Annotated in this window: 2 protein-coding genes and 2 pseudogenes; all 4 read right to left on the bottom strand. The window is 69.2% G+C overall.

Features of this window, described 5'->3' with window-relative positions; translation table 11 throughout:
* A pseudogene (locus tag F0Q45_RS25655) lies at positions 1 to 476 on the bottom strand (hypothetical protein); the annotation flags it as partial.
* Positions 460 to 678: a PE family protein gene (locus F0Q45_RS28205; RefSeq protein ID WP_188113169.1), complete on the bottom strand. Its 219-nt coding sequence runs from the start codon at positions 676 to 678 to the stop codon at positions 460 to 462. The pseudogene F0Q45_RS25655 and the gene F0Q45_RS28205, both read right to left, overlap by 17 nt.
* Positions 679 to 896: 218 nt before the next feature.
* Positions 897 to 1,094, bottom strand: a complete 198-nt coding sequence (locus F0Q45_RS25650; RefSeq protein WP_149656544.1) for a hypothetical protein — start codon at positions 1,092 to 1,094, stop codon at positions 897 to 899.
* A 42-nt stretch (positions 1,095 to 1,136) separates the two neighbouring features.
* Positions 1,137 to 2,001, bottom strand: a pseudogene (locus F0Q45_RS28200) (PE family protein); the annotation flags it as partial.

The following is a 2,001-nucleotide window of genomic DNA, read 5'->3' as shown; positions in this document are numbered from 1 at the left end:
AGCCGGGTGCTGCCGCCCGGACCGCCGTTGCCGCCGGCACCGCCATTACCGCCGTCAATAGCGCCAAAACTGAGGTCTTCGCTACCGCGACCGCCGGCGCCACCGTCACCACCGGCCCCGCCGCCACCAATCAGCCCACCGGTGCCGCCATGACCGCCATCACCGCCACGGCCGCCGGGGTTCACCGCGGTCTGAAAAAGTGCGCCACGGCCTCCGGGAGCTCCGTCGCCACCCGGTCCACCGTCCCCGCCAACTCCGTAGAGGAAGGCGTGGCCACCGTCACCGCCGCGCCCGCCGCTGAGTCCCGGATCGTTGGTGACGGCACCGAACGGGGCGATCCCCCCCGACCCACCGTTCCCACCGTTGCCGATAAAGAATCCGGCGTTACCTCCGCGACCGCCGTCGGCGAGCATTCCGCCCGACCCACCCGCGCTGGCCTGCAGGTTGCGCACGAACTGGTCATGAACGACCGCCATGGGCGCTGATCGCCTGATATTCCTGGCCGAGCGACCCGAACAGTGCGGCAAGGGCAGTCGACACCTCATCGGTGCCAGCAGCCGCGATTGACGTTGTCGGGAACACAGCGAACACGTTGGCCTGGCTGATCGTCGAGCCAATGCGCGCCAACGCCGTTGCCGCTACGTCGACAACCTCAGGTACCGCAATCACGAACGCCATCTGCGTCCTCCAAGCGCCTTCCTAAGCCAATCTCCGCAAAGTGTGTCGAGGCGCCCTGAGACGAACGTTTGGAACTCATGAAATGCGCTGGTCACGCCTGATCGGGGTGTTCTCGGGCAGCTTCCGGAGCAGCGGTTCGCTGAGTGACCGCCGGGCCTAGATGGCGTATCTGCCTGTTGCTGCCGCAGCACGCCTGACGATCGTGCAGACGCGTGAAACTAGGGCGGCGCGAGCCTTGGTCGTGACGTCGGCAGCAGGGAGATCGGGCGAACCGAAGGCGCCACCGCCGTTCCCGAACCGCCAAGCGTCGCCGCCGGCCCCGCCTGATAACCCACCGAGCACGTCGAACCATGATCCATCGCGCCCATCTGCGCCGCAATGAAAAAGCTAGCGCCGTGACGCTGGTCACTGATCATCGGCTTGATGTTGCCCACGTCTAGCCGGGGCTGGTGACCCGTCTACGTCGAGGCGCCGGAGCCGCCTTCCCCGCCGCCACCGCCGGTCGCGTAAACCCCGCCGCCGCCGCCGTTGCCGTGCAGCTCTCGACCGGGATCAACACCGGCCTCACCCGACTGACCTTCCAGCGTCGACGCCTGGGGCAGCAGCGAATTCAATGCCTGCGCCGGCTGCCAGGAGCTCAACGCGAACAGAGCCTGGTTCAGCGCATCGGGACCTGGCAGGCCGGGCAAGCCGTTGAGGTTCCCGCCGTCACCGCCGGAGCCACCGATGCCGCCGACACCCGGGATAGCCCCGACACCCCTGTCGAAGCCGGCATTACCACCGCGACCACCGGAGCCGCCGTGACCGCCGCGGTACTGCAGTAGCTGTTGCAGCACATCGTTGTGGGGGCCGGGACCCAAGAAGATCCCACCGGTGCCGCCACCACCGCCGCCACCGCCGTTACCTCCATTGCCGTCGGCCACACCCAGGGTCAGCGAACTGCCACCGCGCCCGCCCGGGCCACCTTCGCCACCGTTACCGCCGGACCCGATGAACCGGGTGGAACCGCCGTGCCCGCCGGGGCCACCCTCACCACCATTGGCGCCGCCACCCAGGCTCGTGGTACCCATACCGCCGGCTCCGCCGGCACCACCGGGACCGCCGCCACCAATCAGCCCGCCTGCGCCGCCGTTGCCGCCGGAGCCTCCGGCGCCACCGGCGAATACGTCGCTGCCGTTGAAATCGGCAATGCCGGGACTGCCTTCACCCCCGGGTCCGCCGGCGCCGCCATATCCGAACAGGTAGGCGTTGCCACCGTCACCGCCACGCCCTCCGGCGATGCCAGGACCTACGCCCAGATGCTCCGGCAGCGGGGAGCTCCCC

This window comes from Mycobacterium simiae (genome assembly GCF_008370645.1).
GTDB classification, from domain to species: domain Bacteria; phylum Actinomycetota; class Actinomycetes; order Mycobacteriales; family Mycobacteriaceae; genus Mycobacterium; species Mycobacterium simiae_A.
Note: the sequence above shows the minus strand (reverse complement) of the source record. Positions and strands in the feature narration are given on the sequence as shown.